Annotated in this window: 9 protein-coding genes and 1 riboswitch; of the genes, 3 read left to right on the forward strand and 6 right to left on the reverse strand. The window is 47.4% G+C overall.

All coding sequences use genetic code 11. From position 1 onward, the window contains the following. Positions 1–30: 30 nt before the first annotated feature. Positions 31–3,663, forward strand: a complete 3,633-nt coding sequence (locus tag A6049_RS29715) for an S-layer homology domain-containing protein (protein WP_095206258.1) — start codon at positions 31–33, stop codon at positions 3,661–3,663. Between the two features lie 137 nt (positions 3,664–3,800). Here A6049_RS29715 and A6049_RS29720 read toward each other — a convergent pair whose 3' ends face one another. Both A6049_RS29720 and A6049_RS29725 read right to left on the reverse strand, forming a co-directional pair. Further along, complete coding sequence (locus A6049_RS29720) at positions 3,801–5,126, reverse strand: Fe-Mn family superoxide dismutase (RefSeq protein ID WP_063568038.1); 1,326 nt, start codon at positions 5,124–5,126, stop codon at positions 3,801–3,803. A gap of 197 nt (positions 5,127–5,323) precedes the next feature. Beyond that, positions 5,324–6,352, reverse strand: a complete 1,029-nt coding sequence (locus A6049_RS29725) for an alpha/beta hydrolase (protein WP_063568039.1) — start codon at positions 6,350–6,352, stop codon at positions 5,324–5,326. A 358-nt stretch (positions 6,353–6,710) separates the two neighbouring features. On the opposite strand from A6049_RS29725, the gene A6049_RS29730 reads away from it, so the two are divergent. Next, the gene (locus tag A6049_RS29730) at positions 6,711–7,454 is read left to right on the forward strand and encodes an IclR family transcriptional regulator (RefSeq protein ID WP_063568040.1); all 744 of its coding nucleotides are present in this window, start codon (positions 6,711–6,713) and stop codon (positions 7,452–7,454) included. 116 nt (positions 7,455–7,570) lie between these two features. Beyond that, a riboswitch (TPP riboswitch) is annotated at positions 7,571–7,684 on the forward strand. A gap of 362 nt (positions 7,685–8,046) precedes the next feature. Then, entirely contained in the window at positions 8,047–9,831 is a 1,785-nt protein-coding gene (thiC, locus tag A6049_RS29735; RefSeq protein ID WP_063568058.1) for a phosphomethylpyrimidine synthase ThiC, read from the forward strand. Positions 9,832–10,347: 516 nt separating this feature from the next. Here thiC and A6049_RS29740 read toward each other — a convergent pair. The 4 genes from A6049_RS29740 to A6049_RS29750 form a co-directional block, all read right to left on the reverse strand. After that, positions 10,348–11,025, reverse strand: coding sequence for an aspartate/glutamate racemase family protein (locus tag A6049_RS29740; RefSeq protein ID WP_063568041.1), 678 nt, complete (start codon positions 11,023–11,025; stop codon positions 10,348–10,350). Between the two features lie 203 nt (positions 11,026–11,228). Continuing rightward, positions 11,229–11,396, reverse strand: coding sequence for a hypothetical protein (locus A6049_RS33485; protein ID WP_161490662.1), 168 nt, complete (start codon positions 11,394–11,396; stop codon positions 11,229–11,231). 543 nt (positions 11,397–11,939) lie between these two features. Further along, entirely contained in the window at positions 11,940–12,758 is an 819-nt protein-coding gene (locus A6049_RS29745; protein WP_063568042.1) for a zinc ribbon domain-containing protein, read from the reverse strand. A 72-nt stretch (positions 12,759–12,830) separates the two neighbouring features. Then, on the reverse strand, positions 12,831–13,781 hold the full coding sequence (locus tag A6049_RS29750) for a helix-turn-helix transcriptional regulator (protein ID WP_063568043.1): 951 nt from the start codon (positions 13,779–13,781) through the stop codon (positions 12,831–12,833). Positions 13,782–13,794 lie beyond the last annotated feature (13 nt).

The raw sequence follows: 13,794 nt of genomic DNA on the forward strand, positions 1-13,794 counted from the left end.
TACAACAGAAAGAGAAGGGAAGATTCGAACATGCGAAAAAAGGATCACCAGAAGCGCGCCAGGCTCCTGAGACGAATAGGGGTCGTGATATTATCGTTCCTTATGGTCTTCGGTATGCTGCCAGTTGTGTTTCAACAAGGCGTCGTTCAGGCCAAGAGTTGCTATGAAATAACGGAAACGGATTCTGATGATGTTGAATGGAAGCTCATTAGTACGCCTGAAGAGCTCTATTGCGTAAGAGAAGACTTAAACGGTAATTACAAGCTGAAGAATGATATTTCTGAAGCAGCCATGAGCACGTTTTTGAACAGAGGATCTTGGACTCCAATTGCTGACATGATAGAAGATGAGCTTATGCCTTTTACAGGCAGGTTCGATGGGAATGGTTACTCGATCTCCGGTTTGAAAACGATGGATGAGAATCAGAAGTATGTGGGGCTGTTCTCAGTTTTACAAGGTGCTGAGGTTAAAAATCTTAAACTAAACGATGTTTCTATAAAAGGGAATGTAATCGTAGGCGGACTTGCCGGACGGAGCATAGAGTCGCATATTGAAGGGGTCCAAATCAGTGGAAATATACAAGGGAATATGAAAGTTGGCGGTATTTCAGGTTTATCGGACAAAAGTGAATATCTAAATAATAGTACTAATGTCGCAGTGATCGCCTTAGGTGAGGATCGCGACTCACTCGGGGGACTTGTTGGAGAAAGTAACAAGAGTACAATCATTGCAAATGCTGCTGAGGGTATAGTGAGTGGTTATGAGGCTATAGGTGGACTGATCGGAGAGTCGAATGATAACTTCATTCAACAAAGCTACGCTTCAGGACAGGTGACGGGTAACTACCAGGTAGGCGGCTTGATTGGCCAGCTTAATTATGAGTCTAGCCATACTATTGCGGATAACTATGTGATTGGTTCAGTCAGATCTGATGCTACAGGGAATAATGATTTTTCTGCTGAAGCCATTGGCGGACTGATTGGTGAAGTGAATAAAGTACGTCGCTCGAGTAACACCTCTCAAATAAATGTACTTAATAATTATGTGGCGGCATCTGTAAACGTTATGTCTGATAATTCATCATCACCTGTTGATGATCAGACAATAGGGTCAGTCATTGGTAATCTGAATGATCCAGAGAATCAAGTTATCTTTACTAATAACTACTATGATTTAGCCAAGAGTAGTACGAACCAGCAGAATGGTTTTAATTATGCAACGGGTCTTACTACCGAACAGATGAAACAACAATCTAATTTCAGTGGATGGGATTTCGATGGAGTTTGGACAACTCGTAACAGGATCAACGATGGGTATCCGATATTACGTTCATCCAAGCTTATGACTGCACCGACTCCACCACTGCCTGATCGGACAATAGATTATTTGTATCCATATCCTACAAACGGAACAATTACTCAGTCCACATCTAAAGTTATAGTGAAGCTTAATGAAGCTGGTAGATTTTATTTTGACAATCGAACGTATGATGAAGAAAATGCGGGACAGTCGGATGAAGATACTAAATTACATGCCTTGGCTAATCTATCTTATGTTGATCTAGAAGCTAATGAAGAAAGATCGTTCTTGTTCACAGGACTGGAAGAGAGCACCTCGTACCGAGTGTTCCTGGCGGTAGAAGATACGAATGGTCAGCTCTGGAACATGGGAGAACGGGGATATGAAACTCCTGCAAACTCAACGCCTTTTCCACAAAACGTAGTGGCTACACCGGGTGATGGTCAGGCTGCCATTGAATGGACTGAAGAACCAGAATTAGAATATCGCGTGTATATGTACCAAGGTACGGAGGCACCTAAGGATCCGGATCTGTGGACAAATGTGACGGACAGTTACATCGATGGACATATTGGTGGGCTGACGAATGGTGAATCTTATGTGTTTGCAGTTAGATCGTATACTTCCGATGAAGAAAATTCAGATTATGTTGCATCTAACGTTGTGATCCCGCAAGAGGAGAATAATAATGGTGGTGGATCTAATCCAGATCCAGACCCGAACTTTCCTGTACCACAGCATGTAGTGGCAACAAAAGGTGAGAAAAAGGTTACGTTAACCTGGGATCCAATCAACGGATTAGCTTCGGTCTATATGTACAAAGGTTCATCAGCACCAGTAGACCCTTCACAATGGGTACTTGTTACTTCTAACATTTTGAATAGTAGTTGGGAAATTACTAATCTTAGAGAAGGCGAAAAATATATTTTCGCGGTTAGAGCTGTATATGAAGATGGCGTATCCGAATATGGAATATCTAATTCAGTGAAGATTAACATAACTCCATCCAATCCAGAAACGCCAGGTAATGGGGGAGGTGGGGGAGTTATTACTCCAACTCCTGTAACGCCAACAACTCCACAAGCTCCACAGAAAGAAGTAATCAAAGTGGATGTAGCGAATGGGGATCAAGCTTCAACGATCGCTTCCTTGGAGATTAATCGTACTCGAGGAACAGATGGTACGGTTAAGGATGAACTTTTTCTTGATCAGAGCAAAACGCAAACCATTATCGACCAGTTGAAACAGACAGGCTCCCGTACAGCGGTTGTCTTGATTCCAGACGCAAAAGATGAAGTATCACAGTGGGATCTGAAGCTTTCTCCACAATCGTCAGCAATGCTGGCTGAGCAAGGAGTGAATCTGGTTATTTCCAATCCTAATGTGAAGATTATCATTCCGGCGAGTTCCTTGAACGGACGCACAGATGATATTTATTTCCGTCTTGTACCGGTGAAGAAGGAATCCCAACGTTCAGAGATCCAAACGAGAGCACAGGCGAATGAGTCGATCATCCAATTCGTAGGCACAACGGATATCCAGATCATTGGACGTCCAATGACGATCGAAACGAATCTACAGAGCAGACCTGTTACGCTCATATTGCCTTTAGATGCTAATCAGGTTGCAAGTGTGAAGTCTGAGGAGCTAGGTGTATATATTGAGCATAGTGATGGAACGAAGGAGCTTGTACACGGCAAACGGGTTACCCTAAACGGTGATCATCAGCAAGGCGTCGAGATTGAAGTCAACAAATTCAGTACATTCTCCGTTGTTAAGGTCAAAGACTGGACAGACAACACATTGAAAGCACACCCTTATATTCAGGGGTACACGGATGGCAGTTTCCGGCCAGAGCGTAATGTAACTCGTGCGGAAATGGCAACATTAATCACGCGTATTCTGGGAACATCGACTCTTGAGGGAAGTCATGAATTTACAGATGTTACATCCAGTCACTGGGCAGATGCGGCTATCTCAGCAGCAGCTCAATCCGGTTATGTTCAAGGCTATACAGATGGCAGCTTCAAGCCGGATCAAGCGATTACTCGCGCGGAAATAGCTGTCCTGTTACAGCCGTTATTAACATCTGATCAGATGACTACTGCTCCGACAGCATTTACCGATGTAAACGAGCATTGGGCGCAACAAGCAGTAGAACAATTAAGTTCGGCGGGTGTAGTTACCGGATACAAGGATGGCACGTTCCGTCCAAGCCAGCCGATCACCCGCGCTGAAGCTGTTACAATGCTGAATAAGCTGATCGGTTTTCAAGCTGAAACGAATGCGGTAGGACAGTGGTCGGATGTACCCGCCACACATTGGGCTTATGAAGCGATTGAGGCAGCTTCTATCCGCAAGTAAATAGTTGTATTCAAACTCAAAGAGAGATATCTTTCAGTCATTTGGCTGGAGATATCTCTTTTTTTACATCAAATTATTGAACCATGGATTCAATGCGCTCCAGAGTACTCCCCGATGCTATGCTTAGCCCGAGAATACTAATAAGGCGGCCATAAGAGCTTGCGCGCAGTTTCGTAACGTTCCGCCACAGCTGGCCAGTACACAACCTTCCACCAATCCTCGATATATTTTTTGCGTTCATTCTGGTGTTTCAGATAGTAGGCGTGTTCCCATACATCAAGTGGCAGGAGAGGCACGATGTCGGACTGGGACAGGTTCTGATGTTTCTCCGCCTGTAAAATCTCCAATCTGTGCGCCCGCGGGCTCCAGACCAGCATGGACCAGCCACTGCCTTCCACTTTGTTGGCCGCTTCAGTGAATTGATTCTTGAACGCTTCATAGCTACCGAAATCCCGCTTGATCTGCTCTGCGAGCATACCGGAGGGTTTGCCTCCACCCTTGGGATTCATAATCGTCCAGAAAATGGTATGCAGGTAGTGACCTGCACCATTAAATGCGAGTTCGCGTTCCCAATGTTTAACGAGTTCAAAATTATTCTTTTTCCGCGATTCTGCCAGCTTTTTCTCCGCGGTGTTCAGTCCGTCTACGTAGGATTGATGGTGTTTGTCATGGTGTATACGCATCGTCATCTCGTCGATATGTGGTTCCAGCGCATTGTAGGCATAGGGTAGGGGTGGCAGTGTGTGTCCGCCAATAGGTACAGGTTTCTCTTTGACTGGCGCTGCTGAAGAGCTGGTTGTACCCTCGGCATTTGTATTGGGAGTCTTTACAGCAGTCGCTGAAGATTGTGCCTGTACCGCTGGAGTGGAGTTATTGATTTTTCCCGCAGCATTGGACGATTCTTCTACAGCTTCACGATAGGGCTGTTCAGACACGGGCGTTGAAGCAACGTGTACGTTGGGATCAGCCGGTTGTTCCGAGGTTTGAAGAATATGGTCCAGTGAAAAAGATGGATCAGACACCAAATCTCGCAAAGCTCCAGATTGTTTCAGCGTTTCAAGTACCCCCAGGAAATACTCCGATTCACGTATGAAATGCAGAATAACCACTTTGGCAATCGGCACCTGCTGAACAGCAGTACTTTGCTCCAGCAGGACGTACAGCTGTCTAATGAACTCACGCGATTGTGTGCAGGCCGCAGCCACGAGCTGTTCAATACAGCGGATGATGTAAGGAGCAGGCGGTTGGGTTCCCGGCAGTATTTGCTTCAACAGCTGATTCGCGACTCGTTCGCTATTCTCAAAAATCGCTTCCCATTCCGCAAGCCATTTGACATATGAGGGTTCAAGATCAGGAACCAAGGCACGAATGACAATCGTATGTTCCTTCTCTTGCTCTTTCCAGAAACGGACTTCTTCGAGTACCCGCAGAGGCAGCAGATGCCCATATCCATACCAATTCATAAGCGGTATACCTCCGTTCAGATGAATTTGAATTCAGATCCAGTAGCAGAAACGAATTGCTTCCCCGGTTCGCTCAATTTTGTATTGTACAAGGTAGAGCTGTCTTTAATTACATCCCAAAAGTATATTCTTCAGGCATGTTGTCCTATGTATACACAAAAAAAAGAGCCCCTAGGGGCTCTTGAATTACCGGATTTTCACGATTCTCCGTTATTCGTATTTTCCACATCATCGCTGCTCGTCTTGGTCACATGACTCAGGAATGTGGAGACACGGCGCAGATATTCCTTCGGATGCTCCCGGAAGATCAGCTCATGATGCGCACCGTCCACAATCCATTCATCGGAATTCGGATTGGTTTGGTTACCGGCAAGCAGCTCCGCAATCGGGTAAGGAGCTTTCTCATCCTCGGTACCATGGATGAAGAAAATCGGGAAAGGATAATCTTCTTTTTTCACTTCTTGATACGGAATTTGCTGCAATCCGGTCCCGTTCAGAATCGGGAACAGCAGGTTCATAATCTCCAGCGTAGGCTGCCGCGGAAGATCAATCTGATTATGGATGTTGTGATACAGCGTATCCGGCTCAAGCAGGAACGTGCTGTCCAGAATCATAGCATCCACATCTTTGGTAATTAGCCCAGTCTGCAGGGCTGTACCTGCACCCATGGAGAACCCCCATACGACAAGCTCCTGAGCTCCACGCTGCTTCGCAAACTGGATAGCACCAAGCAGCTGTTGGGACTCGGCTTTGCCACCTGTGGCGACAGCTTTGTTCACCTGTGAAGCGAAACCGTAATCGAACATCACCACATTGAAGCCAAGTTGGTGAGCATAATGGGCCAGATCATACATCGGTACCCAGGTCTCTTCACGATTCGCACCATATCCATGGCTGAATATGATGGTTTTGTTTGCATTATCATCAGCCGGAATATACCAACCCTGCATCGTTCGACTGCCGTCTGCTGCCGGGAACGTGATGTCTTGATACTTCATGTTCTTCGCCTGCATGGGATTGGAGAATACAGGCGCTACAGTTGGATTGGATAATACCCAAGCAATATAACCGTGTAGTGCAATGAAACAAAAGAGCAGAAAAAATACAACGGAGAGCAACAACGCCACGACAATATGTTTGAACCGGATCAGCCTCGGTGATAACGAAGAAGGCAGATCTGACACTTTCGTTTGCAGCGGGGCTTCGCTCTGGGATGTCGGATACATGATTGCCCCTCCTTTAAAAATCAAATGAAGATAACAACGAGACGAACAGAGCGGATAAATGATTTTTCTGACTACATATGAAGCAAAATCTTAATTTAATATATCTTTATCGTATGTTCCAATATAGTCAAAGTCAATTGATTGAGGCCATTTGTTACGCAATTGTTATATAGTTTTGAAGATATATGGGTAACATTTCCTTAGGGTGCAAATTGCAGGGGATTCTAATTTATAAAAAGAAAATATTTACAAATATCCCTATTCCAAATGGCGCTTTTTGGTTTACAGATGAGACCGTTTCTCATATAATTTATGTAACCAAGTTTCATGTGATGAAACATGAGGAGGGCAACTTGCCATGGAAGACCGAAAGTTAACCGTCCGGGCTGTAGAACGGGCGCTGGATATATTATTGTGTTTTACAACCCGCAGTGATCTGGGGCTCACGGAAATTGCGAGCCAGATCGGTCTGCACAAAAGTACAGTCCATCGTCTGATGGCTACTTTGGAGGACAAGGGGTTTGTGATCCGGGATGCAGCAACCGAGAAGTATCGACTCGGCATACGTATCTGGGAACTGTCTGCCCATATGTCTCGCAGCGATGATCCTGCCATTTTGCTCCTTCCTGCGATGGAGCGGCTGAGAGATCGACTGGGCGAAACCGTGAGTTTATATCTGCGTGATGGCAGTGAGCGGATTCGAATTCAAGCCGTACAGAGTGATCAGGCGATTCGTCGTGTAGCTCCGGTGGGCGTCAGACTTCCGTTATCTGTGGGAGCATCCAGTAAAGTGCTGATGGCTTTTGCCACCGAAGAGGACCGCGAAGATCTGATGAATGGACCGGAATGGCCCGTATTTATCGATCCCAAAGTATATTTGGCCCAGATGAAAGACATTCTGGAATACGGCTACGCAACAAGTTATGAGGAGCGTGAACCGGGAGCCGCGGCTGTATCTGTACCCATCATGGATCGGAAAGGCAACATTGCTGCTGCTCTGTCGGTATCCGGGCCTGTTAGTCGCCTTTCGCAGGAGACGTTGCATGAATACGCACCTGTGCTGAAGGAAGCAGCTACACAGATGGGACTGATGTTATCCTGATTTTATGCTCTGGAAATTAAAGGTTGTTTTTATGATCCGGTTGCGCTACTCTGTAATGGACGGCCCAACGGGGTCAGCATAATTGAATAATCTGCGGCTGAGATGCTGCAACTTGTTAACGTTACTGGGGGAGTCCGAATTGTCCGGACTGAGACGGAATCGCATGAGATTCTGGACCCTTTGCACCTGATCTGGATCATACCAGCGTAGGGAAGTAATCGGCGATACGACCACGAACACCATATAATGTGACCTATGGATGGACTCCGTTATGGAGCCTGAGTGAGGTGTGTTATTGGTGATGGACATAAGCCGGTTCCCTTGGGAACCGGCTTTTTTTATACAGTAAACAGGCGGAAGCTGGTGTCAGATCTGCTTTTGGATAAAGGGCTGGGTGCCATTGGCGAGCATTGGGTGTAAGCCTTCTGCTTCGACTGTCTGTATTAATTGAAGTGTATGTCCCTATTTTGTGTGGTATGGTCGCTCTTCCTTTTTCTATGTTGTGGATGGTTTGGAGCCGTGAGCAAGCATTTCAATCCAGGCAAACATCAATGAGGAGGAGACAAGAGCGATGAGTACAGGAAACCGAACGATGGGACAGGACAAGCAGGATCAGCAGTTGGCAAAGGAAAAAGGTACGGCAGGACGGGTTCAGCCCTTCCCGGGCAGCCGCAAAGTATACATTCATGGCTCACGACCGGACATTGCTGTACCGGAGCGCGAAATTGCCCTTCATGACACCAATACTCCCCAAGGAGTGGAGCATAACGAACCGCTGCGTGTTTACGATACGAGCGGACCAATGACCGATCCTGGATTTCATGCCGATATCCGGGCAGGGCTGCCAGCGCTGCGCACCCGCTGGATTACGGAGCGTGAAGATGTTGAAGCCTACCAGGGAAGAACGGTCAAACCGGAGGATAACGGATTGAAACCAGGAGGGAAGCGAACTGGAGCCGAGAAGTATCCGGGCTTGCGTGCTAAACCATTACGTGGACAGGCAGGGCGCAGTGTGACTCAGATGCATTATGCACGGCAGGGAATGATCACGCCGGAGATGGAGTTCGCCGCTATTCGTGAGGGTGTGGAGCCAGAGTTTGTGCGGCAGGAGCTAGCGAGTGGAAGGGCCATCCTGCCGTCGAATATTAATCACCCAGAGAGTGAGCCGATGCTGATCGGGCGTCATTTTCATGTGAAGATCAATGCGAACATCGGAAACTCTGCGGTATCCTCCTCCATCGAGGAGGAGGTGGAGAAGATGACTTGGGCCGTACGCTGGGGATCGGATACGGTGATGGATCTTTCCACAGGCAAGGACATTCATACGACCCGCGAATGGATCATCCGCAATTCACCTGTACCGATTGGAACAGTACCGCTCTATCAGGCGCTGGAGAAGGTCAATGGCGAAGCAGAAGCACTGACATGGGAGTTGTATCGTGACACGCTCATAGAACAGGCAGAGCAGGGTGTGGACTATTTTACGATCCATGCAGGTGTGCTGCTGCGATATATTCCGCTGACCGCCAAACGTATGACGGGCATTGTGTCACGGGGCGGGTCCATCATGGCAGCATGGTGCCTTGCGCATCATCAGGAGAATTTTTTGTATACCCATTTTGAAGAAATCTGCGAGATTATGAAAAGGTATGACGTGGCGTTCTCACTCGGAGACGGACTGCGTCCAGGAAGCATCTACGATGCTAATGATGAAGCCCAGATGGCGGAACTGGCTACGCTTGGTGAACTAACACAAATCGCCTGGAAGCATGATGTGCAGGTGATGATTGAAGGTCCGGGACATGTGCCGATGCACAAGATCAAGGAGAATGTCGATCTGCAAATGGAGATTTGCAAGGAGGCGCCGTTCTATACGCTGGGGCCGCTGACGACCGATATCGCCCCAGGATATGACCATATTACCTCGGCGATTGGGGCGGCGATGATCGGCTGGTTCGGCACGTCGATGCTCTGTTATGTTACGCCAAAAGAACATCTGGGCCTGCCCAATAAGGATGATGTGCGGGAAGGCGTTATCGCCTACAAGATCGCTGCTCATGCCGCTGATCTGGCGAAAGGTCACCCACGTGCCCAGCGGCGGGACGATGCGCTGTCCAAGGCACGGTTTGAGTTCCGCTGGAGGGATCAGTTCAACCTGTCACTGGACCCGGAACGTGCGCTGTCCTACCATGATGAGACGTTGCCGGCAGAAGGGGCTAAGGAAGCCCATTTCTGCTCCATGTGCGGTCCGAAATTTTGCAGCATGCGCATTACGCAGGATATTCGTACCTTTGCCGCAGACAAAGGTTTGTCCGAAAATGAGGCCGTGGCTGCGGGCATGCAGGAAAAGGCTGAGGAATACCGGACTCGCTCTTAGGCGTCGTTACAGCGCAATCTGGGCGGCCTGACATGGTGAAAAGCCGTTCCTCTCCGTGATTGGGAGAGGAACGGCCTCTTACTTGGTATGCGGTGCGCACACTTAACTTCGAAGGACAAGGATAACGACACAACATATTTTATCAGTTGTAGGTTGATTGTCTCGCAGATGTTTAATAAAATGAATATAAGTAAAAACAAATAAGAGTAGCCAGGCCAATGGCTACTCCTGCACAGCATTTGCGGTAGGTATTCCTCCGAGTGCAGCATAATTCAGACGAAGTGACCCGTCAGGCCGTCAACCTGTGGCGGGTCACTTCTTTTTACGGTCGATGTATGTCAGGAGCGCAATAATTAACATTGCGAACACGATTACGTCGTTGAAAGAGAAGTTCATAGGATCACCTCCCACCGGAGGCAACCTATTTCCCACCACAAATTGGCTGTACAAAATAATTATACCATTCGAAAGTCTCTCATTCGAGAGTCTTTTTATTTTGCTTCATGAGTTCAACACTCAACACCGCTTCAAGCTCAACTTCTTCTCCAAATAAGCCGCTAGCGATGCCAGCGGGCTATAGATCGCCATGCCTGTATCTGATGTGACCCGTGCTGCTGCGGGAGCCATCGACAGTTGAGCGGCTACGACAGTGCTATCTGGATACTGCTCAGCAAGTTGCTGTAATCCGGTGCTCACTGCTGCAAGATAACTTTCCTTATCGCCTCGCATAATTAACTCGAATGTGCCCGGGATCAATACTGCTTCGATCCCGTTTCGCTGCTCATCCTTATCATCTTGCTGCAAAGCCAGATTCACCCGCGCCATCGTTCCTTCAATCGTTGCGGGGTTGGTAAACGCTAGGATATACTCGCCAGGATTCTGCTGTATTTCCTGAAGTAATGGATCATCAATTCCAATCACGGGCACGGGAACATGCTGTGCCTCCTGCTCAAGTACGGCTGCAAACAGGGTACAGGTGACGAGGATGGCATCTGCATGACAGTGGGCGATCCATTGCAGCGTCTGTGATACTTTCTCATGCGTAACTGCTTCGCTGAAATCATCATCATGTTTGAGGCGATCCAGACCCGGATCGACATAATGTACAAGTTCAACCTCATAAGGAGCGAGTGCTTCTTCAGTTAGTGCAATATTAGAATAGTGAGCGTGAAAACAGCCAATGGTCATCATCATACTATCCCCCTGAAATGGATTATGTCTCATATAAGTTCGAAGATTTTTAACCCATTATAGAGATTGTGACAATAGACTGTACATATTTAAAATAATTGAGGTAGCAACATTTATCATGAAAACGCGAATAACCGTTCATCCACAACTTCGCAGAGGAACGGTGCAAACCACGTAAGCAATTCTAATTTCGCTCATCATTTCATTTATCGCATAGAAGGCGCAGCATTCTTTTTAGCCATTTTTTGTTGCAAAATTTCATGAAAGGATAGACCCTGAGTGTTCTCATTCTCCTTTTTGGGAGCAGTGGTCGCCGTGTTGCGCGGGTATTGGTGGTGGTACGGGATCATTTGCTGAATAGGCATGCGGATCATCTTGGTTCCTCCTTTAATGCATTTTCGAATATGCATATGTGATTATTAATAGGTTATGTATTCCGACGGGTTATCGTCTCTGTTACGCAAATAGGTATATGTGACTTGTTAGACGAAACAGGCAATTTAAGGTGTAATTCCAATTGGATTGTAGTGATTTTACCCCGTATTCAGGAGATGTAAACGTTTTTAAGTAAATTCAGGAGGAAAGGACCGCATATGTGAGGTTTTGTATGGGAGGATAGAAGCGGTCGTTAAGTGAATAGACCCAGTTTTGGGAATGCCAATTGTGTCGAAATTAAGACATATTGTCTGGTTGTATAGGTACGACGCAAGCTAGCTAACTTGGTACCATGGTCGGTTGTCGGGTGCATATTAGAGCAATTTTGAACGGACAGACAAAGGCGGAATGCCAAAAAGCCGCCAGGAAAACCTGACAGCCTCACATCATTTTGCGTAAATCCCGCGAGCGGTATTCGATTGGCAAGATATAGATCGAAACGGTGCAATTGGAATTAAGAAATGATCATAATCACTTTTTTCTTATTTTTCCTGCCGAACAGCGATATATAGATCTACTTGTACATTCTCAGGATCCAGACTTCGTTCATCATATAATTCGAAGTCCCCGGTAAACGTACGTTCCCCCTGATTGTTCCAGGCCCACACCGCACCCCAGGCCTCACCTACGACCTCGGCCATCGGGCCCTTTCTAGAGGTGAACACCGCATATGTTGCAGGTGGCAGCTCAACGGAACTCACTCCCTCAGGCAACGCTTCATCCGGACCCACCTCATGACCCACCAATATGGTGTATTCTCCATTTATACCATCTGTATAATCAGCGTAACAGCCAAAGCGGGCGGCTTCAGGGGCAGGCTGATGATCTGAGGCGAAGTAGCTGTTCCAGAGTCCCTGAATACAGCCTTTGCCACTCATCTCAATGGCATTGGTTGTTCTGGCGGACACACCTGCAAGGCGCTTCCCTGGCAGCGTGACATACCGAATGGGCTCTGTGGAAAGCCGATTGTCGTGAGTTCCTTGATTAAATTCAACGGACTCATCCGAATGTTCTACCCCAAATGCCACGTTCCGTTCTGAGCCGGATGCATTCCATCTTTTCAAAAAAGGAAGTTGGTTGCGCAGCATTGCCCTTGCTGATTCCTCGTCCATACCTTCCTGATTCAAGATGGCGGTGCACATTTCAATCATGCCCTCCAGCGTAATATCGGGCTGCTCGAACTGGCCTTCTTTATAACAATAGATACAGTATTCGCGGGTTGTAGTACCATCCGTTTCTGTTCCGAATTGAGCAGGGGTAGTAAGTGGCATTCCGCAGCTCTGGCATACTGTGACGTTCATCAGCAATTCCTCCTCGTTATGTACAGCTTGAATATAGTAGAAGTATAACGGGAGGAACTGGACACCTGTCTGTCAGGTTAGGGGCGGAGCTTTATAATTTTGCACAATTTGTTCAGCAATTCTATGAATCTCTTCCCGAATATGTAGAGGCTCCAGCACTTCAACATCCGCGCCAAATCCAAGAATGAACCCATACAACCAGTTGTCCTCCGGGAATGCGACTTGGCTGATATAATACCCCTCACCATCCGAAACGACGTTCTCTATGCCAAACCATTCCTCTGCGATGTGACGGATACGAGCATGGAATCTCAGGCTCAGGGCCACTTTATTATCCGGAGTTGCCCACTCTTGCTGCCAGGGCCTGTCCTGCAGGTTGATCGGCTTGCGTTCGAAGCTTCCTTGGGCAAGGACGACATCTCGCATGCGGACCAGCTTGAACATGCGGAAATCGTTTCGTTCGTGACAGAACGCATAGAGGTACCAGGAATGCTTTTTGAGCACAAGAGTATGCGGGTCGGTCGTTCTATGAGTTTGAGTACCTTCTGCACTACAATAGGTAAATGTAATGGGCCGTAGTTGATCCATGCCCTGTTCAATAAGCTGAAGTTTGATTTGCAGCTCTTCGGGATGCGTCCACATCGAATAATCCACAATGAAGCGGCTGGTATTGGCCTGGAAGTCCTCATTTTTGGCTTCAGGTACGATGCTGCTGAGTTTCTCCATCAACAGATCCCGTGCTACATTCGTATGGGAGGTGGAGACACTGCGCAGCGCAGTGACAATGGAGGCCAGATCCTTGTCGGTCAGTACATTTCGGTCAAGACGATAGCCCTCTGCCAGGCCAATACCACCGCTTGCACCCTGATAGGTGACGACAGGAATACCCGCCTGACCCAGGGTGTCTATATCCCTGTAGATGGTGCGGATGGATACTTCAAACGTATCCGCCAGATCCTTGGCCTGCACCCGGCCACGATTGATTAACAGCACAACAATGGCTAATAAACGGTCCAGTTTCATATATTGGATTCCC

Origin of the sequence: Paenibacillus sp. O199, from assembly GCF_001636635.1 — a bacterium.
GTDB lineage: Bacteria > Bacillota > Bacilli > Paenibacillales > Paenibacillaceae > Paenibacillus > Paenibacillus marchantiae.

What these genes read in the sequence shown, in the direction of transcription:
- A6049_RS29715 (WP_095206258.1), top strand. Translation starts at nt 31, where the DNA reads ATGCGAAAAAAGGATCACCAGAAGCGCGCCAGGCTCCTGAGACGAATA.
- A6049_RS29720 (WP_063568038.1), bottom strand. Translation starts at nt 5,126, where the DNA reads ATGAATTGGTATGGATATGGGCATCTGCTGCCTCTGCGGGTACTCGAA.
- A6049_RS29725 (WP_063568039.1), bottom strand. Translation starts at nt 6,352, where the DNA reads ATGTATCCGACATCCCAGAGCGAAGCCCCGCTGCAAACGAAAGTGTCA.
- A6049_RS29730 (WP_063568040.1), top strand. Translation starts at nt 6,711, where the DNA reads ATGGAAGACCGAAAGTTAACCGTCCGGGCTGTAGAACGGGCGCTGGAT.
- thiC (WP_063568058.1), top strand. Translation starts at nt 8,047, where the DNA reads ATGGGACAGGACAAGCAGGATCAGCAGTTGGCAAAGGAAAAAGGTACG.
- A6049_RS29740 (WP_063568041.1), bottom strand. Translation starts at nt 11,025, where the DNA reads ATGATGATGACCATTGGCTGTTTTCACGCTCACTATTCTAATATTGCA.
- A6049_RS33485 (WP_161490662.1), bottom strand. Translation starts at nt 11,396, where the DNA reads ATGATCCGCATGCCTATTCAGCAAATGATCCCGTACCACCACCAATAC.
- A6049_RS29745 (WP_063568042.1), bottom strand. Translation starts at nt 12,758, where the DNA reads ATGAACGTCACAGTATGCCAGAGCTGCGGAATGCCACTTACTACCCCT.
- A6049_RS29750 (WP_063568043.1), bottom strand. Translation starts at nt 13,781, where the DNA reads ATGAAACTGGACCGTTTATTAGCCATTGTTGTGCTGTTAATCAATCGT.